The sequence below is a fragment of the Megasphaera sp. MJR8396C genome (assembly GCF_001546855.1).
GTDB lineage: Bacteria > Bacillota > Negativicutes > Veillonellales > Megasphaeraceae > Megasphaera.
The window spans coordinates 40,462-61,675 of record NZ_KQ958202.1; the positions used below are offsets into that span (position 1 = coordinate 40,462).

Sequence of the window (21,214 nt, forward strand, 5' to 3'; positions counted from 1 at the left end):
ATGGTCCTCACCGTGGCCGGCATCGTCGTCAAGATCTTAGGCGGCCTGAACCGAATCTTCTTATCGCGCCTCTTAGGCGGCGAGGGGATCGGCCTCTATCAGATGGCCTATCCGGTCTATATCCTTTTACTCAGCATCATCGGCGCCGGCATTCCCATTGCCGTATCGATCATGATTGCTGAACAGGCGGCCCGGGGCCATTACAGCGGCGTCCGCCGCATCTTTCACGTGACCCTGGCCTTTATGACCGTCGTCGCCGTCCTCTGCGGCCTGGCCCTGCCTTTTGGGGCCCAGGCCATGATTGAGTTCGGCATCGTCCGCGACGGTCGGGCTTTGCCGGCCTTGGCCGTGTTGGCGCCGGCCTTGAGCTTATCGGTCATCGTCTGCTGCTTCCGCGGTTACTTCCAAGGTCTGCAGCTCATGACGCCGACGGCCTTGTCCCAGATGGCCGACCAATTTGTTCGGGTCTGCACGATGCTCGTATTGGCCTGGATTTTCCTGCCGAAAGGCCTGGAATGGGCTGCTGCCGGTGCGTCTTTCGGGGCCGTTCCCGGGGCGGCAGCCGGGCTCATCCTCATCGCCTTCTTATACTACCGTCACCAACGGACGCCGCTTCCTGATGACGACGGTGTCTTCGTCATCCAATCGTCGCGGCACATCATCCGCCGCCTCGTCGTCTTAGCCGTTCCCGTAGCTGCCGCCAATATGCTCCTGCCGGCTGTAGCCAGTATCGACCTCTTTATCGTGCCTTTGCGGCTGGAAGCAGCCGGGTACACCACCCATCAGGCGACGGCCCTCTATGGCTACCTGACGGGCATGGCCAACGGCCTGGTCCAACTGCCGGCGATCTTGACGATTTCCCTGGCGACGAGCTTAGTGCCCGCCGTTTCAGCAGCCTTTTCCCAGGGGAAGCGGGACGTCGTCTTGTCCCGGACCCATACGGCCATGCGTATTGCCAACCTCATTACCGTGCCGGCCTGCTTGGGCCTGGCCGTCTTGGCCGTGCCTATTTCGCGTCTCTTATACGCTACGCCGGCGGCAGGGCCTGCCATCTGCGTCCTGTCCATTTCGGTCTTTCTCGTCGGCCTCCAGCAGATTACCAGCGGCCTTTTGCAGGGCATGGGGCGGACGGCCGTGCCTTTGTACAACATGGCTGCCGCTGCCGTCGTCAAGATTTTCTTGAGCTGGCATTTGACGGCCATTCCCTGGCTCGGTGAAGTCGGGGCAGCGTGGGCGACCAACGCCGATTTAGCCGTGGCGACGGCTTTGAACCTCTATTTTGCCCGCCGCTTCGTCGGCTACGGCGTCCAGTGGGGCTATGTCGGCCGCCTGTTCCTGTCCGGAGCTGCCATGGCCGGTACGGCCTGGATCCTCCATCACAGCCTGCTCAACTTACTGGGCAATACCTTGGCGACGATCATCGCCATGAGTGCCGCAGTCACGGTCTATCTCATCGGTATCTTTGCCTTTCGGGCCATTGCCGTGACGGATTTAGAAAAACTGCCCGTCATCGGGCCTAAATTAGCCTCAATTGCTGAAAAATTAGGAAAATAATGAACGCTAAAAGGGGATTGCCTTATCGGGCATCCTCTTTTTTTCTTGCTTTTGGCACATCTCTTTGCTATACTGTAACTAAACGGTTGATTTAATCAACTAATAAAGGAGGACTCACTGTGAATTATTTGCATGCCGGCCACGATTTTGGCATTATCAACATGCGGTCCCAGGCCTACATTACCGAAGCCTGTCAGCCTTGGAACCTGTCCTATTCGGAATACGTGGCCCTCATGAACCTCTATGACCTCGACGGCTGCAGCCAAAGTGAGCTCTGTAAAGAAATGAAGGCCGATAAGGCCCTCGTCGCTCGCAGCCTGAAGACCTTGGAAGAAAAGGGCTACGTCTGCCGTCGCCAAAAGGACGGAGATCGGCGCTTTAAATTTATCTACCTGACACCTAAGGCCAGAGGCATCCAAGGGGAGTTGGAAGGCCTGTTAGAGACATGGATCACCTATCTCGTAGAGGGCTTTGAAGAAGCTAAGCGCGACGAGATGTTTGCCATGATGCACGCCGTTGCCGAGCGGGCTTCCAACGTGAGTATGAGTGATGTGAAGAATGAGGGGGAGATGAAACGATGAAAGGGCGGTATATGAAGTACATCGTCGTCGCAGCGGCCATGGCGGCCGCTATGAGTGTCGCCGGTTGCGGCAATGATCAGACGGCGGCTGAACCGGATCAATTGGTAAAGACGATGGAAGTGGGGAAGGCGACGGACAGTACGGCCGGTACTTATTCGGGAACGGTGAAGGGGCGCTATGAGAGTAAGCTCTCCTTCCAGGCCGGCGGGCGGATTACGACGCGAAACGTCCAGCTCGGAACGCGGGTCAAGGCCGGTGACGTCTTGATGACCGTCGACCCGAAAGACATCGTGCAGGCCGTCCACCAATCCCAGGCCCAGGTCGATGCCGCAGCGGCTCAGCTCCAGCTGGCGGCGGCCAATTTAAAGCGCTATAAGGAACTCTATAGCGCCGATGCCGTCAGTGCTGCCGACCTCGACCAGTTCCAGACGGCCTATGACCGGGCTGCGGCTCAGTACAATCAGGCCCAGGCCGGCCAACAGGCTCAGGATAATCAACTGTCCTATACGCAGCTGACGGCTGACGCTGACGGCGTCATCTCGGCGGTCAGTGCCGAAGTAGGCCAGGTCGTCCCGGCCGGTCAGCCCGTCGTCACCTTGGTCCATGACGGGGACTTAGAAGTCACCATCAACGTACCGGAAAATAAATTGGCCGACTTTCCCGTCGGAAAAGCCGTGACCGTCTCCTTCTGGGCCCTTCAGAACCAGACCGTTTCTGGCGTCGTCCGCGAAGTGGCCCCTATGGCCGATGCCGTATCGCGGACCTATGAAGTCAATATCACATTGCAGAATCCGCCCCAAGGCGTGCAGCTGGGCATGACGGCCTCAGTGGCCAATGCCGGCGAAGAACAGGCCGCCGCCGATACGGTCATCCTGCCGCTCTCGGCCATCTATCAGACCGGCAGCACGCCCCAGGTCTGGGTCGTCGGCAAGGATAAGACCTTGTCCCTGCAAAATGTATCCGTCGAAACCTTTGGCGACAACACGGTCAAGGTCACGGGACTTCATAAGGGCGACCGGGTCGTCACGGCCGGCGTCCATAAACTGCGGGCCGGTGAAAAAGTCCGCATCGAGGGGGCCGATTCATGAGAAACTTATCGGAAGTATCCCTCCATAACCGGGTCTTAGTCTGGTATTTCATCATCCTCGTGGCCATTGCCGGCGTCTTTTCCTATATCAAGCTGGGCCGGATGGAAGACCCGACGTATACCGTGCGGACCATGGTCGTTTCCGTGGCCTGGCCGGGAGCGACAGCAGAACAGATGGAAGAACAGGTGACCGACAAGATCGAAAAGAAACTCCAAGATACGCCGCACCTCGATTACCTCAAGAGTTATTCTCGGCCGGGCCAGTCGGTCATTTACGTCAACTTGGACGATAAGGCGCCCCAGAGTTCCATCCGCGACACGTGGCATGAAGTCCGAAACTTGACGGAAGACGTGAAACGAGACCTGCCGGACGGCGTCTACGGCCCGTACTATGACGACCGCTTCGACGACGTCTTCGGCTCTATCTACGCCTTGACCGGCGACGGGTATTCCTATGAAGAACTGCGGCAAAAAGCCGAAAAGATACGCCGCATGATGATGAACGTCGACGACGTCAGCAAAGTCGAATTGGTCGGCGAACAGTCGGAAAAAATCTATATCGAAGTGGCCAATGCCAAATTGGCTGAGTTGGGCATTCCGCCGACGGTCATCGCCAACGCCGTCAAAGGCCAGAATGAGATGACGCCGGCCGGGATGATAAGTACCGAGTCAGATAACGTCTACCTGCGCCTGTCCGGCGTCTTTAAGGACGTCGAAGGCATCCGCAACCTGCCCATCAGCGCCAACGGCCGCGTCTTCCGCCTCGGCGACATCGCCACCGTAGAACGGCGTTACAGCGAACCGGCTGATCCTAAGATGTTCTATAACGGCAAGCCCGCCGTCGGCATCGCCCTGTCCATGAAGAGCGGCGGCAACAATCTGAAGCTCGGCGAAAACCTGAAGAAACTTCAGGACAGCGTCAAAGCCGACCTTCCGGCCGGGATGGAAATGAACCAGGTCTCGGACCAGCCGCAGATCGTCAAAGAGTCCATCAGTGACTTTACAGAAACGTTGTGGGAAGCCATCGCCATCGTCCTCGTCGTCAGTTTCATCACCTTGGGGCTGCGGACGGGACTGGTCGTCGCCTTCTGCATTCCTTTGGTCCTGACCGGCGTCTTCTGCGTCATGGAAATCGCCGGCATCGACCTTCATAAGGTCTCCTTAGGAGCCCTCATCATCGCCTTGGGACTCCTCGTCGACGATGCCATCATCGCCGTCGAAATGATGACCGTCCAGCTTGAGAAGGGGCTAAATCGTATCGATGCGGCCTGCTACGCCTTTCGGGCTACGGCCAAACCGATGCTGACCGGGACCCTCATCACCTGTGCCGGCTTCATTCCCGTCGCCTTTTCCGACGGGGCGGCGGCTGAATTTTGTAAGGCTCTGTTTCCGGTCATCACGGCGGCCCTGGTCTTGTCGTGGATCGTATCGGTCATGGTAGCGCCGCTCTTTGGCTATTACCTCATCAAGCCTAAAAAGAAAGAGCGTGGGGAAGAAGAAAAGCTGTACACCAGCCGCTTCTACGTCTTTTTCCGAAAGGTCCTGACCTGGTGCCTGACCCACCGCGTCATCGTCATCGGCGGGACGGCTGCGGCCTTCGTCCTTTCCGCCGGCCTGACGTATTTCATTCCCAAGGAATTTTTCCCGCCGTCACTGCGGCCGGAACTCATCGTTGAAATGACCCTGCCCGAAGGCTCGTCCATGGAGGCGACCCAGAAAGAAGCGTCCCGCCTGGCGCAGTACCTCGACGGCCAACAGGATAAACTAAAGAATTACTCTTACCATGTCGGACAAGGGGCGCCGCGCTTCGTCCTGACCGTCGACCCCGTTCTTCCGGCAGATAATTACGCCCAGTTCGTCGTCGTCGCTAAGGATACGGAATCGCGGGAAGAATTGGCGGCTTCCTTGAAGACGGAACTTTCCGATAAGTTCCCCAACGTCCGCAGCAATATTAAGCATATTTCCTTAGGGCCTCCGTCGGACTATCCCATCATGCTGCGCGTGTCGGGCTACGACAAGGACAAGGTCAAAGCCTATGCCCAAGAGATCGCCGCCCGCATCGCCAAAGACCCCAATACGGAAAATGTCTTCCTCAACTGGGATCAGAAGGATAAGACCATGCACGTCGAGCTCGATCAGGATAAACTGCGGGCCATGGGCATTTCTGGTCAGGACATTGCCCAGACCTTGTATACGGAACTGTCCGGGGCGACGGTGGCGCAGTACTATGCACCCGATAAGACCGTCGATATTCAGCTTCGCCTCGACGATAAAGACCGAAAAGATCTGTCGGCCATCAAGAGCCTGCCGGTCTACGTCGGTCAAGCCGGCTACGTGCCTTTGGAACAGATCGCCCGCATTTCCTACCAGGGCGAAGACGGCCTCATCTGGCGCCGTGATTTAAAACCGACCGTCACCATAAACGGCGGCATCAAGTCGGGAACGGCTGACGATGCGACTCAGAAGGCCTACGATGCCATCGCCGACATCCGTGAAAATATGCCCTTTGGCTACACCGTCGAAGTCGGCGGCTCCCTGGAAAACAGCCAAAAATCCCTGAAGTACCTCATGGGCCCCGTGCCGGTCATGGTCATCCTCATCATGACCTTGCTCATGTTCCAGCTGCGGAGCTTGTCCCTCATGGCCCTGACCCTGATTACGGCGCCCATGGGACTCATCGGCGTCTCCCTGGGAATGCTCCTCTTTAGAGAGTCCCTGGGCTTTGTCGCCTACCTCGGCATCCTGGCCTTAGGCGGCATCATCATCCGCAACTCGATCATCCTCCTCGATCAGATACAGAAACATATGGCTGCCGGCGAAGACCCGTGGCACGCCGTCATCGATTCGGCGGTCCTGCGCTTCCGGCCCATCATGCTGACGGCAGCGGCGGCCATATTGGGCATGGTGCCTTTGATGACCAGCGTCTTCTGGGGTCCCATGGCCGTAGCCATTGCCAGCGGCCTCTTGGTGGCAACGGTCTTGACCCTCTTGGTCCTGCCGACGATGTACGCCGCCTGGTTCAAAGTCAAAAAATCATAATTTCTCTTTAGGTCTGCATCGCCTTGATGCAGGCCTTTTTGGCACAGGAGAATCGTGAATGGCACAGTCTGTTGTTTTACAAGGGAAACTTCCTATCGTATAATATAAAGTATAGATACGATATTAGATGAGAGGAGATTCCTCTATGATAAAACGTGCTTCCGTCCTCGTGGGGACCCTTATAGTAACGCTCCTTCTGTCGGCCTGTGCCAGAGGCCCGGCACGGACTGATAACGATACCCACCGCGAAACTTTGGCTCAGAACGAAAAGAAGCCCGTCTCGACGGAGGTCGTTCGTAACGGCCAGGGAAATCCCCGCCGCGTTCTGATCACTTATTTTACTTATCCTGACAACACCGATGCCCAGGCCATTCATTCCAAGGAATATGACGTCATGGCCTCGGCCAGCCTTAATGTAAAAGATGGGCAAATCATCGGAAACGATGCCATGATTGCCAATGAAATCGCCAGGGAGACCGGTGGCGACGTCTTTTCCATCTTGGCGGAAAAGCCGTACTCCGCCGATTACGACGCCATGATCCGCGATGAAAAGGCCGCGCCCCGCAATGAAAAGCGGGAGCTGAAAAGCCACGTCGGCGATATGAGCGGCTATGATACGGTCGTTCTGGTCTATCCCATTTGGTGGGATGCCCTGCCGGCACCGGTCACGGCCTTCCTGACGGAAAACGATTTCTCCGGCAAGGCCCTCTATGCCGTCGCGTCGTCCGGTGACAGCGACTTTGTCGATACTGTCGAAGACATTGCCGAGCTCGAGCCCGATGCCAACGTCTATGAAGGCTTCGTCCTCCGTCATGATGAGATGGATGAAACGTCCGATGCCGTTCGCCAGTGGCTTCGAACGGCGAATTTCATGAAATAAAAAAATCTCCAGATACACCGCTTTGCGATGCAGCTGGAGATTTTTTTCTAAATGGAACGATTCTTAGGAACGACGGTTGTAGAGGATGAGGCCGCCTTTTTTGCGGTGCCCCGTATTCCACAGGCCGTCGAAGTCGAGCCAGCGCCAGGAACCGTAGGTGACGGCTTTGACCATGAAGTCGCCGTCGAATTCGGTGTAGCCCGTCAGTAAGAACCAATGCCAGTCGTAGAATTTGAAGTTCGGGTTGTTGTGATGCAGCACCAGGTGGGGGATGGGCCAGCCGGCGTCAATCTGGGCCTTGATGACGTCTTTCGTTTCATCGGCTGTCTTGTCGCCAGACCAGGGATCCATGGTGATGTCGTCATCGCCGCGGTCAGAAAGAAACTGGCCCATGCCGTCGATATACATATCGAGGCGGTCGATGCCGCCCCAACGCGGACGCAGATAGGGCTTCATGACGTTGGTAAAGGCGATGTAGTCCTTTTTAGCCACGTCTTCGGTCTCGTAGGGATAGAGGCCTTGGGCGTCTTTATAGCGCGTAAAGTAAATGGAAGAATCGCAGGCCGTCACGGCAGCGCAGCCGCCGAGATTCATCATGCGGTCGGTCAGCCAATCCTGATTGCCGCCGTAAGCCGAACCAATATAGAAGTAAGGGAGTTCATGTTTCATTAAAGGCATATCCTTTCGTAATAATACTTAATCTTCAGCATCGTGTATGATGTCGGGTTCGGCTTTTTGGGTAAAGCCGATGACCCGGCGGGGTTTTTGGATGTCATCCTGTCGGGGGACAGCAACCAAGAGCAGATTGAGCTGGGACAGGTGCTGGACCAGTTCGACGGCCGAGCCATCCGAGAGTTCTCCGTAAAAGACGATCATATTCGGGTCCCAGTAGCCGATATCCTGAATGCTGAAGGTAATGTCGCCGGCTGAGACCAGGCGGCCGCCGGCCTGCATCGTATCGGGAAGCTCCGATTCGAAGTTGTTGATCAGGGCGACGATGCGCTGATACATATCCGATGCCAAATAAGGGGCTTCCGGGTCGTCCGTTTCCGGCGTCGGGGCGTTCTGGCAAAGGGCCATGTCTTTCACTTCATCGGTATACAATTCTCCCGGTACGAGGACCGTTTTCTTTTCGCTATTCATGGATATCACTCCTTCTTGACTGCTTCCTAATACTATTCGAGATGAAGGGGGCAAATTCCTGCTGAAAATGATGACTAATTTTATCTATTTTGAATAGAATGATTGAGTAAAAAGCAAGGAGCAGGAGACTGCCGTCACACTCGCTTTGGGGGCGGGACTGGCTAGGGGTGGACAGATGTTGTATAATAAGGATTGGATTTGTAGAGAAAGGATAGAATCAATTATGATCAGAGACAATCAAATTATTCACTATACATCAGATGAGGCTATCCGCGTGTCCATCGCCTTTACGGCAGGCATCGTGGAAAAAGCCCGTCAAAGCCACAACTTATCGCCCGTGGCCTGCGCCGCCCTCGGTCGGACCATGACCGGCGCGGCCCTTCTGGCCGGAGACTATAAGAACCACGAAGGCGTATCTATTAAGATTGCCGGCGACGGTCCCTTAGGTGCCGTCCATGCCGACTGCTTCGATACCAACAAACTTCGCGGCTACGTCGATAATCCGACTATCGACCTGCCCTTGAAGCCCAACGGCAAACTCGACGTCTCGGCTGCCGTCGGCCGCAACGGACAGCTGACCGTAACCCGCTTTACGCCGAAGACGACGACCTATACCAGCCAGGCTGACCTGGTGTCCGGTGAAATCGCCGAAGACATTGCCTATTATCTCTATACGTCGGAACAGGTACCGTCGACGATCAACTTAGGCGTCCTCGTCGACCGGGACTATACCATTGCCGCTGCCGGCGGCTTCTTGGTCCAGGCCTTGCCCGGTGCCAAAGATGAAGATCTGGCCCGCGTCGAAGCCAACATCACCCAGGTCGGCGCCCTGACGACGTACTTGAAAGACCATCCCAAGGGAGAAGGCCTGATCGACATCATCCTCGGCGGCATGCACTACAAAGAATTGTACCGTCAGCACCTCTACTGGCGCTGCACCTGCTCGCGCCAGCGTTTTGAAAGCGCCTTGTTATCCCTGCGCCCGGAAGATAAAGAATCCCTTTTGAAGGATCCCCAGGTCGAAATGACCTGCCATTACTGCGGCGCGAAATATACCCTGTCCCGCGACGAATTAGCGGCCTTATACGAAAAGGCCGGGGCAGACCAGCATTGATCGTCATTTCTTAAAAGGGAGGTTTTATCATGGGACTTATTGCCATTATCGGCGGTACCGGCGTCTGTGACCCGAAGATTTTGTCCAATGTCCGTGAAGGGTACCTGGATACCTATTACGGATCCATTCGCTATTGGAAGGGGACCTATAACGATCGGGACCTCATCTTTTTAGCCCGTCACGGCCGGATGCACTCCATTCCGCCGCACCTCATCAACTACCGGGCCAACATCCTGGGACTGAAACGCCTGGGCGTCACGGCCATCTTGGCGACGACGGCGGTAGGATCCATGAATCCGGAATACAAACCCGGTGACTTCGTCCTGCCCGACCAGTTCATCGACTTTACAAAAAGCCGCCACACGTCCTTTTTCGACGGCGGAACTAACGGTGTCGTCCACGTCGATATGACCGAGCCCTACTGCCCGACCCTGCGCCGTAACGTCATTCAAGCCGCTGCCGAACTCGGCGACTGCCGGCTTCACGATAAGGGAACCTATGTCTGCACGGAAGGGCCGCGCTTTGAAACGCCGGCTGAAATCCGGATGTTCCAAAAACTCGGCGGCGATATCGTCGGCATGACCAACGTGCCCGAAGTCTGCCTGGCCCGGGAAGCGGAAATCTGCTATGCCACGGTGTCCATGGTCACCAACTTTGCCGCCGGCATTTCCGATAAGCCCTTGACCCATGAAGAAGTCGTCGACGCCATGGCCAAGAGCTCCCTGCGCCTGCGCCAGCTCATCTTAAAGAGCATCGAAAATTATCCCGTCGATGAAGACTGCGCCTGCCATCACACGCTCCAGGCTTACGGAGGGTTTACGGTATAATGGAAACTTTGCGCTGGGAAAAAGGGACCCTCTATCTCCTCGACCAGACGGTCCTGCCCTTTACCGAGAACTACCTTGCCTGCACGACCTGGCAGGATGTCCATAAGGCTATTTCTGTCCTGGCCGTCCGCGGTGCCCCGGCCATCGGCGTCGCCGCGGCTTATGGCGTCGTCTTAGGCGCCCGCTCCATCCTTGACGGGGCCGGTGGTAAGCCCTTTTTGACGGCCGTGCAGGAGATCTGCACGAATCTTGACGGCGCCCGCCCGACGGCGGTCAACCTCCACTGGGCTTTGGAACAGATGATGGATTGCGCTAAGGAATACGGTAATGAAAGCCCGTCGGCCATCGTCGACGCCTTAGAAGAAAAGGCCAAAGCCATCCATGCCGACGACGTGGCCATCAACACGGCCATGGCCCGCTGCGGTGCCGATGAAGTCGGCAAGGGGGACCGCCCCCTGACCCTGCTCACGCACTGCAATGCCGGCGCCTTGGCGACGGCCGGCGTCGGTACGGCCCTCGGCGTCATCACTGAGCTTCACCGCCGGAAAAAGGTCACCATGGTCTATGCCGACGAAACGCGGCCCCTCCTGCAGGGAGCGCGTCTTACGGCCTTTGAGCTCATGACCGGCGGCGTGCCGGTTACCCTCATTACCGATAACATGGCCGCCTGGACGATGAAGGAAAAGGGCGTTGACGCCATCATCGTCGGTGCCGACCGCATTGCCGCCAACGGCGATACGGCCAACAAAATCGGGACCTACGGCCTGTCCCTGATGGCCAGGGCCTTGGGCATTCCCCTGTACATTGCAGCGCCTTTATCGACCTTTGACCGGTCCCTTGCCGACGGCAGTCAGATTCCTATTGAAGAGCGGAATCACGACGAAGTCCGCTCCTTTAGAGGCGCTGCCACGGCCCTTTCCGATACGCCGGTCTACAACCCGGCCTTCGATGTGACGCCCCATGAAAACATCCGGGCCATCATTACCGAAAAGGGCATCATCAGCCACCCCGACACGGTGGCCGTAACAGCATTTTTTGACAAGCATTTATTATAGAAGAAAGAGGTATGAACTGTATGGAATCAATTATTCGCGACATCACATTAGCTAAGAGCGGCCATGAAAAAATCAACTGGGTCGACCGTCACATGCCGGCCCTCAATGCCATTGGCGACAAATTGAAAGCCGAACAGACCTTTAAAGGCAAGACCATCTGCGTCAGCGTCCATCTCGAAGCCAAGACGGCATATTTGGCCGAAGTCCTTCACCGGGCCGGCGCCAAAGTCATCGTTACCGGCAGCAACCCCTTGTCGACCCAGGATGACGTCGCAGCCGCTCTCGTCGAAGACGGCCTTACGGTCTATGCTTGGTACGGTGCGACCGACGAAGAATACTTCGACTTCCTCAATAAATCCCTCGACCACCATCCGGACATCATCATCGATGACGGCGGCGACCAGGTCCACCTCCTGCACACGACGCGGACCGACGCTATGGAAAACCTCCTCGGTGGCACGGAAGAAACGACGACCGGTGTCAATCGCCTCCACGGCCTCGACAAAGCCGGCCAGTTGAAATTACCCATGATTGCAGCCAACGATTCGTACTGCAAATATCTCTTCGATAACCGCTACGGCACGGGCCAGTCGACATGGGACGGCATCATGCGCACGACCAACCTGACCGTCGTCGGCAAGAAAGTCGTCGTCGCCGGTTACGGTTGGTGCGGTAAAGGCTGCGCTATGCGTGCCAAAGGCCTCGGTGCTCACGTCATCGTCACCGAAGTCGACCCGATTAAAGCCATCGAAGCCGTCTTTGACGGTTTTGAAGTCATGCCCATGGCCGAAGCTGCCAAAGTCGGCGATATCTTCGTCACCTTGACCGGCGACAAAGACGTCATCCGCGGCGAACACATGAAGAACATGAAAGACGGTGTCGTCTTGGCCAATGCCGGTCACTTCGATGTCGAAATCAACCGTCCCGAACTGGAAGCGCTCTCCGTCCGCCATTTTGAAGCCCGTCACAATATCGAAGGCTATGAACTCCCCAACGGCCACGTCATCAACCTCTTGGCCGAAGGCCGCCTGGTCAACCTGGCTGCCGGCGACGGCCATCCGGCTGAAATCATGGACCTGTCCTTTGCCGTTCAGGCCCTGGCTGCCAAATACATTCTCGATCATCATACGGAACTTGAAAACCACGTCTACGTCCTGCCTCATGAAATCGACGACGACATCGCCAAGATCAAACTGGCTTCCATGGGCTACGCTATCGACACCCTCAGCGAAGAACAGCGCAAATACTTGAATCTCGACTAAGAGGAGAGGGATACCGATGAAAAAACTGATTCAGGACGTCGCCCTCTACCGGGACCACGACGTCACGGAACATCAAAATATCGCCATCGACGGCACGAAGATCACGGGCTTTCCCGAAAATCCTGTTCTTTCCGACTACGATGAAGTCATCGACGGCCAGCAGATGTTGGCCCTGCCGGGCTTCGTCAATACCCACAACCACATCGCCATGACCGTCTTCCGCAGCTATGCCGACGACATGCAGCTCATGGACTGGCTCCAGAAGAAAATCTGGCCGGCTGAAGACAAACTCGACGGCGACGTCGTCTATGCCCAGACCATGCTCGGCATTGCCGAAATGATCCGCTGCGGCACGACGTCCTTTGCCGATATGTACTTCTTCATGGATGACGTAGCCCGCGCCGTCGATGCCTCGGGTATCCGGGCCTGCCTGAGCCGGGGCATGACGGGGATTACGCCCAGTGCCGAAACGGCTCTTAAAGAAAATAAACAGCTCTTTTTAGACTGGCATAAAAAAGGGGACGGCCGCATTACGGTCATGCTCGGACCCCATGCGCCGTACACCAATACGCCGGAGTATCTCTCCCGCGTCGTCGATTTGGCCCATGAATTAGGGGCTGAAATCCACACTCACCTGTCGGAAACGAAGGGCGAAGTGGAAAACATCAAGAAGCAGTACGGCAAGTCGCCTATCGCCTGGTTCAACGACCTGGGCATCTTTGACGTAGGCTGCCTGGCTGCGCACTGCGTCTGGGTCGATGACGACGACCTCGACATCATGCTCCAAAAACACGTCCGCGTCGCCCACAACCCTGGCAGCAACCTGAAACTGGCCAGTGGCTTTGCGCCCATCGCCAAGATGCTGAAAAAGGGCATCACCGTCGGTCTCGGCACAGACGGTGCCTCGAGCAACAACAACCTCGACATCGTCGAAGAAATGCATTTGGCAGCCCTGGTCCACAAGGCCAACACCCTCGATCCGACGGTCATCCCGGCTGAAACGGCCATCAACATGCTGACCGAAGGCGGTGCCAAGTGCCTGGGCTACACCGATATTGGCAAGCTTGAAGCCGGCTATAAAGCCGACATCACCTTAGTCGACCGCAGCGGCCTCCATTGGTATCCGAAACACGATTCTCTCAGCCTCATGGCTTACAGCGCCAACAGCATGGACGTCGACACCGTCCTGGTAAACGGTGAAGTCCTCTTGCGGCACAAAGAGTTTACCAAACTCGACATCGAAAAGATCAAGGCTGAAGCCGAACGGACCAAGGAAAAACTCTTTGCCCAAATTTAACCTTTATTCACTCGGTCTCGGTGCGCCTTCTTGAGTACTGCTTGTTTTATTCCCGAAAAGCGTGTATAATTAAATTCACTTTAAGGCTTTTTATGTACGTTTACAGGGAGATGCATCGATTTATGAATAAAACGCTCGTCACGGCTGCCTTCGTCGTCTTGGCTCTGCTCTTGTCGACACATTGGGATTTGCTGGCCATTAAGATTCTCTTGACCGGCTGCCTTATGGGCTGGTTGGCCCGGTCCGTCGTCGCCAACGTCAAGGAAAAGTCGCGGAAGGTCGAAGTCCGGCGCAATAAACGCCTCCGCCGCATGGCCGCCGAACACGCGGCTCGAGAAGAAAGCCGTGCTAGTGTAAACGAACACTAAAAGGCAATGACACGTTGGTAAAGAAAATCTATACGAACCTTTGAGGTACTCCTCTTTAAGCAGATTGAGAAACACTAAAATCTCAGACTGCTTGAAGGGGAGTACTTTTCATGTGTGTGTCTGGATGTCAACATTGAACTTTGACGATAGGGAAGGGTTTTGCGCATAAGAAAAAGCGCTGCCCTAGAGGGTGACTGGTTCGATAAGGGGCCATATGGTATAATAAAATGAAATTATTATACGGTATGTTACAGGAGGTTTGCCTTATGTATGATTATCTGATTGTTGGCAGCGGTTTGTTTGGAGCGGTCTTTGCCCGGGAGATGACGAATGCCGGGAAGTCCTGCCTCGTTTTAGAACGGCGCGACTGTGTCGGCGGTAATGTGTACTGTGAGGAGAAAGACGGGATTCACATCCACAAGTACGGCGCTCACATCTTCCATACGTCGAACAAGGTCGTGTGGGACTATGTCAATCAGTTTGCCGAGTTCAATCACTATGTCAATTCGCCGATTGCCAATTATAAGGGTGAATTGTATAACCTTCCGTTTAACATGAATACCTTCACCAAGATGTGGGGCGTTACGACGCCGAAAGAAGCGGCGGCCAAGATTGCCCAACAGCGGGAAGAAGCGGGGATTACGGATCCTAAGAATCTCGAAGAACAGGCTATTTCCCTCATCGGGACGGACATTTATACGAAATTGATCAAAGGCTACACAGAAAAGCAGTGGGGCCGGCCCTGCACGGAAATTCCGTCCTTTATCATCAAACGATTGCCCGTGCGCTATACCTTTGACAACAACTATTTTAATGACCGCTATCAGGGGATTCCCATCGGCGGCTATAATGTCCTCATCAAGGGTTTATTGGAAGGCATCGAAGTTCGTACCGGCGTCGATTATAATGCCTCTCGCAGCGACTATGAAGGCCTTGCTAAAAACATCGTCTATACGGGACCGATCGACGAATACTTCGGCTATCAGCTCGGCCGGTTGGAATACCGCGGCCTTCGCTTTGAAACAGAGCGCCTGGAAGAAGAAAATCACCAAGGCGTGGCCGTCATGAATTATACCGATGCCGAAACGCCGTATACGCGCATTCTGGAACACAAGCACTTTGAATTCGGGACTCAGCCCGTAACCTATGTGACTAAAGAATATCCGGCTGACTGGGAACCCGGCCAGGAAGCCTACTATCCCATCAATGATGCACCCAATCAGGCCCTCTATGCAAAGTATGCCGCTCTTGCCGAAAAAGAACAGCACGTCATCTTTGGCGGCCGTCTGGCAGAGTACAAGTATTACGATATGGATGACACCGTCGAAAGTGCCTTGAAGATGGCCGATAAGGTCTTGGGACGCTGATTCGTGTTATAGATTTTTATTAAGGGAAAAGCGAGTTCTATGCAATCGATAGGACTCGTTTTTTACCGGAATGTTGGCGAAGCGAAGGTTTCGTTCAGGAAAGGACGCTATATACGTGGCTGAGGAAATAGCGAACGTCGAGAGACGACAGGGAAAGCAACTGATTTCGATCTTAGTACCTTGTTACAATGAAGAAGCCGTGCTGCGCGAGTTTTACCGTCGCACGAGTGCTGTCATCGATGGGATTCCATCCTATGATTTTCAGTTTATGTTTGTCAATGACGGAAGCCGAGATGGGACTCTTTCGATTATGCACGAGTTGCGGGAGAAAGATCGTCGCGTGTCCTACGTCAATTTGTCCCGTAATTTTGGCAAGGAAATCGCCATGACAGCCGGCATCGATTATTTGACTGGTGATGCGGCCATCATCATGGATGCCGATTTGCAGGATCCGCCGGAACTCATTCCCGAGATGATAAGCTGGTGGGAACAGGGCTATCAGGACGTCAGTGCCAAACGGCGCAGCCGGGCCGGGGAAACTTTTTTCAAGAAGTGGTCGTCCCATGCCTTTTATACCATCTTGCAGAAGCTGTCTAACGCGCCCATGCAGCGCGACGTCGGTGATTTTCGCCTCCTCGACCGCCAGTGCTTGAATGCCCTGCGGATGATGCGCGAATCCCAGCGATACAACAAAGGCCTTTTCAGTTGGATCGGATTTGAAAAGAAAGAAATCCTCTTTGACCGCGATGCCCGAGCTGCCGGCAAGACCAAGTGGAACTATTGGAAACTCCTCAACTTGGCCATTGAAGGCATTACCAGCTTCACCATTGCGCCCTTGCGGGCTGCGGCTTACGTCGGGGTCTTCCTGGCTTTTATTGCTATTCTCTTCATGTTGTTCATCATCGTTCGGACCCTGGTTTACGGCGACGATGTGCCGGGATACCCGTCCCTCATTTGCGCCATCCTCTTCATCGGCGGCGTCCAACTCTCCTTCCTGGGAATCATTGGCGAATATTTAGGACGGGTCTTCAATGAAAGCAAATTCAGGCCCCTTTATTTAGTGCAGGACGTCAATGGTGATCGGATCATGAATCAAGATAAGGTTAAGGAAGTCTGCAAATACAGAAAGTAGTCTTTAGACCTCTCGATACGGCCTGTTAAAACGATGAATGAACAATATCATATGGCTGTCCCTACATTGGGACGGAACAGAAAGAGACTTGCCTTTGAGAGAGGCAGGTCTTTTTTTGCAGCGGGGAAAGGGAGCATGGCTTGTTGAATAAGGGAAAAGAAATTTAGATAAGGACAACATAATTTTGTGAATCATGACAGATTCTGTCGTGGCCATCCTGTATAATAGGTATCAAGGTAGTGAATCGAAGGGCAAAAGGAGGAGCGGTTGAAAACGGGATAAAGCGTGGCAGAACCGGTTATCATCGAGGCCCTATCACAAGCAAGGGAACTCTAGCTCTTCGGCTGAACGGGGAAGACTTCGGTTGTCGTGTTACGGATGGATTTTTATTTTTCTTGTGAAGAAATTGAAATTATTGTAGAATAAATACAAATAATATGATTATTACTCATTAGTTATTTGTATAATTTGCAGATACTGTATGTTGAGGGGACAGAGGTGATTAGCATGGAAGAAAAAGATAAGAGTCATATTCCGGTAGATGAGAATGACGAGAAACAGCGTGATATTGTGACTACCTTTGCCGCAGGAGAGGCTGCCAAAGCCGCTGCCGATGGGATTGAGGATCAGTATTATAAACCACAGGAGTACGATCGAGGCAACTATGATGATGGCCCGGCTAAATATAGGGCTAAACAAAAGGCCGTTGAGAAGGGAAAAGGCGTCGTAAGGGATCCTTATACCAATAAAAAATTGGAACTGAAAATGAAAGATGCCAAACTGAAGTACGGAAAGGACTATGACGCTCATATGGGCGAAATTGACCATCTTGTTCCTTTAAAATTAATGCACGAAAAACTTAAAAATAGTCCCTTTATTGCGCCGGAGGACGCAAAGAACATTGCCAATGATGAGGATAATCTTCTTCTTACCAGCCGACGGGTCAATAATGCCAAACGAGCCAAGACGAATGCCGAATTTGCTGAAGATTCGGATTTTTTAAAAAAGAAGGGCCTTCCTGTTTCTAAAAAAATGAAAGACAACTTGCGCTGGGAAGGGACAAAGGCCGAGATAAAGGCAGACATTAATATCGGAGTAACGACCGTGCAAAATGTGGCCAAGACCTTTAATGACGTCGGCCTAGAGGCCGGTATGTCAGCCGGAACGATGGTAGGGGTCATGTCGTCGATCAACAATATAGGCCAGGTCTTGTCGGGAGACAAAGAGGCCGGCGAAGCCTTTTGCGACGCGGCAAAAGCTACGGGCAAAGCCGCCATCAATGGTTATTTGCGCTCCGGCGGGATTGCTACGGCAACGCAAATCATGCGTAGTTCGACGAATAACTTGATCAAAGTACTGGGAAAAATGAATGCCCCAGCTGAGATCCTGTCTGCCGTTGCCGTAGCCGGCAGTGCCCTGAGCCGCTATTGTTCCGGCGAGATTACGTTAGAAGACTGTGTGGTAGAATTACATAAAAATGCCGCGACATTGGCAGCTTCCACTACTGGTATGGCAGTGGGAGAGGCCGTTTTCACGGGTCTCGCAGCCGGTACTCTTTTTGCGGGCCCCATGGCGGTGTTGGGGGCCGCTGTAGGGGCCATGGCGGCGATGGCCGTCGTCGGTTTTGTAGAAGATGTCGTGTTGGCTCCCTATTATAATGCTAAAGCCGCTCGGAAGCTCGAAGATCGGCGTACGGCAGCCTTTAACCGCGTGAGTGCTGCCATGGAAGCAGCCTTAGCGGCCCAGGGAAAACGGCTCGATGCGATGTATGAAGCCGAAAAAGGTCGTCAATATGAAGCCTTCTATTTGGGCTTTGAACGAATGATGGATTCGGCCTTAGAAAACGATGTCGATAATATTACTGGCGGGTTGAACCAAATCTTATCGTACTTCGGTGAGGAATGTTACTTTAAAGATCGAGAAGAATTTAATCAATTTTTTGATTCGAAGGATAGAAAGCCCTTTGTCCTTTAGAATAGATATACTATACATAGGAGGTGGCGGAAATGTGGCCCTTGATAGTCGCAGGCGTAGCAGCCGGGAAATTTCTTTCTGACCTTTCTGACTTGAATAAGGCGTGCAATATGGATGAAGATTCAAGAAAACGCATGAAGAAGGCCTTTCAACGAGAAACCGATGCCCGACTGTTAGTGAAACAGAAGTCTCAGGAATTCGAGTCTGCCTTAGGACGAATCATTCAACGAAAACGAGGCACTATTTCCAATTTTCGCCGGTTTGTAGATCTGTATCAAAAGATCATTGAAATCGATTTCCAAGCCGAGAAACGAGAAGATTTATTAGCATTGGTTCCTTTGAAACAAGAAGACATTGCCTATTTGCATCAGATGGTCATCGTTCCCAAGCGAGAATTTACCGATTCGGAGGTTCTCATGTCGCTGCTAAAAGGCGGGCTGGGTCGGTCGATGTTAGATGACTCGAAGCAGGCCCAGTCGGAGTCATTTAAACAATTACGGGCAGCGCGCGTTGTCTATGCGCAGGCCGAAAATATCGCCAAAGGGATCGATATCATGGTCGATCAATGCTCGGTAATTTCCGAGGTCATTGCTCGCCTGAATCTGCTACTGGCGAAAAGCATTCAGCATTCTCAGGACTTGATTGAAGCAAGGGGCAGTGATCCGAGAAATTACAGCCAGGCCGATCGCGATGTGCTGATGACCTGTATGAACTTAGTCGATGCCTTGAAAAAAATTGTCGATGCGCCGGTGGTTACCGATAACGGGGCGCTGACGCAAGAAATCATGGCTACCATCCAAATGGGGAAGGAATACGCCGACGCGATTAAAAAAATTGGTTAGGAGATGATTTTCATGAAAAGTTTAAAAATCGATGCTGCAAAATGTACGGGATGCGGGACTTGTCTTGCCTTTTCGGAGTATATCGCAGAAGGTTCGGACGGTAAGGCTCGCGTAAAAAATAACGGAAAGATCGAAGCCCAAGAGGTGATCGCAGCGGCTCAAGAAATGGTCGATCTCTGTCCGGAACAGGCCATTCAGCTCAGTGATATTCAGGCCAAGGCCTTGAGCACTGCGGAAAAGCAGCAGATTATCGCACAATTGAAAGCCAAGCTGTCGAGTATCAAAATCCCCAATATACAGCGTTCGGACTATGATTTTGATCGGGAAAAATATCCCTTCGACATCGACTATAATTACTTAGACGGGACTCATAATTATAAATATAAAAGCAGCTCGGACGCCCGTGATGCCGGATGGAAAGATTTTAAACGGAGAAACTATGCCCGCATTGAACAGTATGCCATGGAAGTGCTCAGCCAGTATGGGACCGATAAAATTGCGCCCTTCTTCGATGCTTCGGAACAAGGGGTGTATACCAAGTGGAATAAAAAATTCGAGGCTATTTTGCAGGAAACGGTTGACTCCGTCGTCAATTCCTTGAATGGCAGTCCCTTACCGGACGATTTTTGCACCTGGGCCGTATTCCCGACGCAGTATATCGATAATTTTAAAGACTATAATCCTATTAAATGGGGCGCCAAGGTAGAAAGAGAAATGAGAAGTGACTCCTATTCCAGTGAATCTTGGTATAAAGATTGCGTCGATACCGATGATATGGACTTCGACGAACCGGGCCGAATCTTCAAAGGCACGACTCGGACGGTAACGAAGTATTGCTATAAATACGATAAAGGTATGGGGAAAGACTTTAAACAGGATATCCTGAATACGATCTATAACAGCGATATCGATGAATATTATGAAGAAATCCTTGGCTGGCTTATCGACGATTATAGAAGCAACATTGAAAAGACGATTGAGGCTAAATGCAAGGTATTAGAAGAAGCTCTCGGCTAAAAGAGACGCCTAACAGCGTAAGCCCGATGGGGCAGATCTAAAAATAGAGTAGTAGCTTATAAAAGTTACTACTCTATTTTTTATCGAAAGCGGTAAGGCGGGTTCCGATTTAACGGTAGAGAATCGTTTGAAGGTTGACGGTCTGGGGAGAACCTGTCTTGGTAAGGGATTGGAGAGGGGATATTTTGGGATTTCCAGATCTCAAGCAATCGAAGCTCATGTCCATAAACCCCCCTTTTGGAGAGCGCTTAAAAAAGGTATTTCATAGCGGCGTTGTCGGAAAGTACTATGATATCCGCCAAAGAATTTCAAACATATGGTATAATATAAATAGATTTACGGATTTTATACCATTCTGCCCCCGATGGGATGAAACTGCGGCTGATGGGGATTTTTGAAAGAAACTTTCAGCGAAAAAGCAGAAAACAGCCGAAACATAAAATCCGCCCCGCAAATGTCCTTTTCAATGGCGTAACGAAGCCATTTGTAAGGGGTGCTGTTTAGAACCTTAATCCCCGTAAGGGGACGGAAACAATTAATACTTGTTCAACCATGTCAAACCGAACTTCGTTGCTGTTTAGAACCTTAATCCCCGTAAGGGGACGGAAACAGGGTAGTCTTTCCCTCGATAGCAAAAAGTTCCGAGTTTAGAACCTTAATCCCCGTAAGGGGACG

At 53.1% G+C, this 21,214-nt stretch carries 18 protein-coding genes; 16 read left to right on the forward strand and 2 right to left on the reverse strand.

The features are described from left to right. From HMPREF3201_RS08305 to HMPREF3201_RS08325, 5 genes are all read left to right on the forward strand, one after another. Nucleotides 1-1,554, forward strand: a complete 1,554-nt coding sequence (locus tag HMPREF3201_RS08305; RefSeq protein ID WP_062412636.1) for a putative polysaccharide biosynthesis protein — start codon at nucleotides 1-3, stop codon at nucleotides 1,552-1,554. Nucleotides 1,555-1,673: 119 nt separating this feature from the next. Further along, nucleotides 1,674-2,135, forward strand: coding sequence for a MarR family winged helix-turn-helix transcriptional regulator (locus HMPREF3201_RS08310; RefSeq protein ID WP_072272069.1), 462 nt, complete (start codon nucleotides 1,674-1,676; stop codon nucleotides 2,133-2,135). Further along, nucleotides 2,132-3,223 carry an efflux RND transporter periplasmic adaptor subunit gene (locus tag HMPREF3201_RS08315; RefSeq protein ID WP_062412609.1) on the forward strand — a complete coding sequence of 364 codons (1,092 nt, stop codon included), beginning with the start codon at nucleotides 2,132-2,134 and terminating at the stop codon, nucleotides 3,221-3,223. Before HMPREF3201_RS08310 ends, HMPREF3201_RS08315 begins: the two co-directional genes overlap by 4 nt. Next, entirely contained in the window at nucleotides 3,220-6,261 is a 3,042-nt protein-coding gene (locus HMPREF3201_RS08320; protein WP_062412610.1) for an efflux RND transporter permease subunit, read from the forward strand. The genes HMPREF3201_RS08315 and HMPREF3201_RS08320 overlap by 4 nt, the downstream gene beginning before the upstream one ends. Nucleotides 6,262-6,406: 145 nt before the next feature. Then, complete coding sequence (locus HMPREF3201_RS08325; RefSeq protein ID WP_062412611.1) at nucleotides 6,407-7,141, forward strand: flavodoxin; 735 nt, start codon at nucleotides 6,407-6,409, stop codon at nucleotides 7,139-7,141. 63 nt (nucleotides 7,142-7,204) lie between these two features. On the opposite strand, the gene HMPREF3201_RS08330 is transcribed toward HMPREF3201_RS08325, so the two are convergent. Together HMPREF3201_RS08330 and HMPREF3201_RS08335 are read right to left on the reverse strand one after the other, a co-directional pair. Beyond that, nucleotides 7,205-7,810: a hypothetical protein gene (locus tag HMPREF3201_RS08330; protein WP_062412612.1), complete on the reverse strand. Its 606-nt coding sequence runs from the start codon at nucleotides 7,808-7,810 to the stop codon at nucleotides 7,205-7,207. A 27-nt stretch (nucleotides 7,811-7,837) separates the two neighbouring features. Next, nucleotides 7,838-8,284: a DUF6173 family protein gene (locus HMPREF3201_RS08335; RefSeq protein WP_062412613.1), complete on the reverse strand. Its 447-nt coding sequence runs from the start codon at nucleotides 8,282-8,284 to the stop codon at nucleotides 7,838-7,840. A gap of 223 nt (nucleotides 8,285-8,507) precedes the next feature. Here HMPREF3201_RS08335 and hslO point away from each other — a divergent pair, with 223 nt between their 5' ends. From hslO to HMPREF3201_RS08390, 11 genes are all read left to right on the forward strand, one after another. Beyond that, nucleotides 8,508-9,398, forward strand: coding sequence for an Hsp33 family molecular chaperone HslO (gene hslO, locus HMPREF3201_RS08340; protein ID WP_062412614.1), 891 nt, complete (start codon nucleotides 8,508-8,510; stop codon nucleotides 9,396-9,398). A gap of 29 nt (nucleotides 9,399-9,427) precedes the next feature. Continuing rightward, nucleotides 9,428-10,225, forward strand: a complete 798-nt coding sequence (gene mtnP / locus HMPREF3201_RS08345) for an S-methyl-5'-thioadenosine phosphorylase (RefSeq protein WP_062412615.1) — start codon at nucleotides 9,428-9,430, stop codon at nucleotides 10,223-10,225. Continuing rightward, a complete protein-coding gene (gene mtnA / locus HMPREF3201_RS08350; protein WP_062412616.1) occupies nucleotides 10,225-11,280 on the forward strand; it encodes an S-methyl-5-thioribose-1-phosphate isomerase in 1,056 nt (351 codons plus the stop codon). The genes mtnP and mtnA overlap by 1 nt, the downstream gene beginning before the upstream one ends. Before the next feature lie 20 nt (nucleotides 11,281-11,300). After that, entirely contained in the window at nucleotides 11,301-12,542 is a 1,242-nt protein-coding gene (locus HMPREF3201_RS08355) for an adenosylhomocysteinase (RefSeq protein WP_062412617.1), read from the forward strand. A gap of 16 nt (nucleotides 12,543-12,558) precedes the next feature. Continuing rightward, the gene (locus HMPREF3201_RS08360) at nucleotides 12,559-13,839 is read left to right on the forward strand and encodes an amidohydrolase (RefSeq protein WP_062412618.1); all 1,281 of its coding nucleotides are present in this window, start codon (nucleotides 12,559-12,561) and stop codon (nucleotides 13,837-13,839) included. A 122-nt stretch (nucleotides 13,840-13,961) separates the two neighbouring features. Next, nucleotides 13,962-14,207, forward strand: coding sequence for a hypothetical protein (locus HMPREF3201_RS08365; protein WP_062412619.1), 246 nt, complete (start codon nucleotides 13,962-13,964; stop codon nucleotides 14,205-14,207). A gap of 266 nt (nucleotides 14,208-14,473) precedes the next feature. Continuing rightward, nucleotides 14,474-15,574: a UDP-galactopyranose mutase gene (gene glf, locus HMPREF3201_RS08370; protein ID WP_062412620.1), complete on the forward strand. Its 1,101-nt coding sequence runs from the start codon at nucleotides 14,474-14,476 to the stop codon at nucleotides 15,572-15,574. Between the two features lie 115 nt (nucleotides 15,575-15,689). Beyond that, on the forward strand, nucleotides 15,690-16,706 hold the full coding sequence (locus HMPREF3201_RS08375; RefSeq protein ID WP_227163191.1) for a glycosyltransferase family 2 protein: 1,017 nt from the start codon (nucleotides 15,690-15,692) through the stop codon (nucleotides 16,704-16,706). 507 nt (nucleotides 16,707-17,213) lie between these two features. After that, nucleotides 17,214-18,680 carry a GmrSD restriction endonuclease domain-containing protein gene (locus tag HMPREF3201_RS08380; protein WP_062412621.1) on the forward strand — a complete coding sequence of 489 codons (1,467 nt, stop codon included), beginning with the start codon at nucleotides 17,214-17,216 and terminating at the stop codon, nucleotides 18,678-18,680. 32 nt (nucleotides 18,681-18,712) lie between these two features. Beyond that, entirely contained in the window at nucleotides 18,713-19,522 is an 810-nt protein-coding gene (locus tag HMPREF3201_RS08385; RefSeq protein WP_062412622.1) for a hypothetical protein, read from the forward strand. A 12-nt stretch (nucleotides 19,523-19,534) separates the two neighbouring features. Then, nucleotides 19,535-20,539 (forward strand): ferredoxin, encoded by a 1,005-nt coding sequence (locus HMPREF3201_RS08390; RefSeq protein ID WP_062412623.1) that lies wholly within the window; start codon nucleotides 19,535-19,537, stop codon nucleotides 20,537-20,539. Nucleotides 20,540-21,214 lie beyond the last annotated feature (675 nt).

Coding starts and splice junctions, on each gene's coding strand:
- HMPREF3201_RS08365 (WP_062412619.1), top strand. CDS start 13,962: ATGAATAAAACGCTCGTCACGGCTGCCTTCGTCGTCTTGGCTCTGCTC.
- hslO (WP_062412614.1), top strand. CDS start 8,508: ATGATCAGAGACAATCAAATTATTCACTATACATCAGATGAGGCTATC.
- mtnA (WP_062412616.1), top strand. CDS start 10,225: ATGGAAACTTTGCGCTGGGAAAAAGGGACCCTCTATCTCCTCGACCAG.
- HMPREF3201_RS08315 (WP_062412609.1), top strand. CDS start 2,132: ATGAAAGGGCGGTATATGAAGTACATCGTCGTCGCAGCGGCCATGGCG.
- HMPREF3201_RS08325 (WP_062412611.1), top strand. CDS start 6,407: ATGATAAAACGTGCTTCCGTCCTCGTGGGGACCCTTATAGTAACGCTC.
- mtnP (WP_062412615.1), top strand. CDS start 9,428: ATGGGACTTATTGCCATTATCGGCGGTACCGGCGTCTGTGACCCGAAG.
- HMPREF3201_RS08305 (WP_062412636.1), top strand. CDS start 1: ATGGTCCTCACCGTGGCCGGCATCGTCGTCAAGATCTTAGGCGGCCTG.
- HMPREF3201_RS08380 (WP_062412621.1), top strand. CDS start 17,214: ATGGAAGAAAAAGATAAGAGTCATATTCCGGTAGATGAGAATGACGAG.
- HMPREF3201_RS08385 (WP_062412622.1), top strand. CDS start 18,713: ATGTGGCCCTTGATAGTCGCAGGCGTAGCAGCCGGGAAATTTCTTTCT.
- HMPREF3201_RS08355 (WP_062412617.1), top strand. CDS start 11,301: ATGGAATCAATTATTCGCGACATCACATTAGCTAAGAGCGGCCATGAA.
- HMPREF3201_RS08360 (WP_062412618.1), top strand. CDS start 12,559: ATGAAAAAACTGATTCAGGACGTCGCCCTCTACCGGGACCACGACGTC.
- HMPREF3201_RS08330 (WP_062412612.1), bottom strand. CDS start 7,810: ATGAAACATGAACTCCCTTACTTCTATATTGGTTCGGCTTACGGCGGC.
- HMPREF3201_RS08320 (WP_062412610.1), top strand. CDS start 3,220: ATGAGAAACTTATCGGAAGTATCCCTCCATAACCGGGTCTTAGTCTGG.
- glf (WP_062412620.1), top strand. CDS start 14,474: ATGTATGATTATCTGATTGTTGGCAGCGGTTTGTTTGGAGCGGTCTTT.
- HMPREF3201_RS08390 (WP_062412623.1), top strand. CDS start 19,535: ATGAAAAGTTTAAAAATCGATGCTGCAAAATGTACGGGATGCGGGACT.
- HMPREF3201_RS08335 (WP_062412613.1), bottom strand. CDS start 8,284: ATGAATAGCGAAAAGAAAACGGTCCTCGTACCGGGAGAATTGTATACC.